The sequence below is a fragment of the Microbacterium sp. BG28 genome (assembly GCF_034044005.1).
Taxonomy (GTDB): domain Bacteria; phylum Actinomycetota; class Actinomycetes; order Actinomycetales; family Microbacteriaceae; genus Microbacterium.
This window is the reverse complement of the sequence record NZ_JAXCHA010000009.1, coordinates 1-975: the sequence shown is the minus strand read 5'-3', so window position 1 is coordinate 975 and position 975 is coordinate 1. Positions and strand designations below refer to the sequence as shown.

Genomic DNA, 975 nt, shown 5'->3' with positions numbered 1-975 from the left:
TCGCCGGATGCGACGCGCAGCGTCGGGGAGCCGGTGAGCACGTTCAGCAGGCGCCCGTTGACGATGTCTCGCCACGACGTGACCGCGGTGCCGTCAGCGCCGTCGATGTCCGCAGCGATCCAGCGTGCCGCGTAGCCGGGGACGCCGGCCGATGGTGCGAGGACGGGCAGTGAGGCGTCGGGGGTGACGCCGTCGATGAACTCGAAGGTGGTTTCAGCCATGGCGCACTCCTCAGGCGTTGAAGGCAAATATGTTGGTGTCGGATGCGACGCCGACCTGCTTGCTCGATCCGACGACGAACTGCCCGTCGACCGAGCCAGACAGGCTGACCGCGTCACCAGGGGAGAGCGCGGTCACGCCGGGGATCTGCCCTTCGACACCGGATGCGGCGAACAGCTTCCCACGGAGCAGGACACGCCCGTACGACCCGGGCGGGATCGGCTCGAGCGCGACACCCATGAACGCGGAGGCAGCGTCTGCTGTGGTGACGAGGCGAGCGCTGCGGCGGTTGCCACCCCACTTCACCGCGTTCCACCGGCCGATGCCGGTCGGGCCGTCGTTCAGCAGGATCGCTTCGTGATCCGATCGCGGGTACGCCTCCCCCTGGTCGACCGCGTACTCCGATGCTGTCGCTGCGGAGCCGAGCGCCGCGTTGATGGTCGACAGGATCGACGCGTTCGACGCGGCCGTGAGGTCCGTGTTGAACACGACGTCCACCGGAGCGCCACCGTCGATCGTGACGGTGAGCGTCTTCGGTGTGGTGGAGCAGTCGCCAAGCAGCTTGCCCAGCGTGTTCACCAGCGGCGTGGTGCCGGACGAGCCACCGTTAATGCCGGAGATGTCCTTGTAGCCCCAGGCGTATCCCTTGAGCCCACCGCCGCCGTCACGCGCACGCACCATGCCCATGACGGCGGCAGCGGCAGTGCCAGTGACCCGGACACTGCTGGGCGAGGCAGTCGCAGCGGACTCGATCTT

2 protein-coding genes are annotated in these 975 nt (G+C 68.3%); both read right to left on the bottom strand.

Annotated elements, in window-relative coordinates; genetic code table 11:
• A partial coding sequence (locus SK224_RS16705) for a hypothetical protein (protein WP_320435768.1) occupies window positions 1-221 on the bottom strand: 221 nt, incomplete at its 3' end.
• A gap of 10 nt (window positions 222-231) precedes the next feature.
• Window positions 232-975 (bottom strand): hypothetical protein (locus SK224_RS16700; RefSeq protein WP_320435767.1); only part of this gene is annotated, 744 nt, incomplete at its 5' end.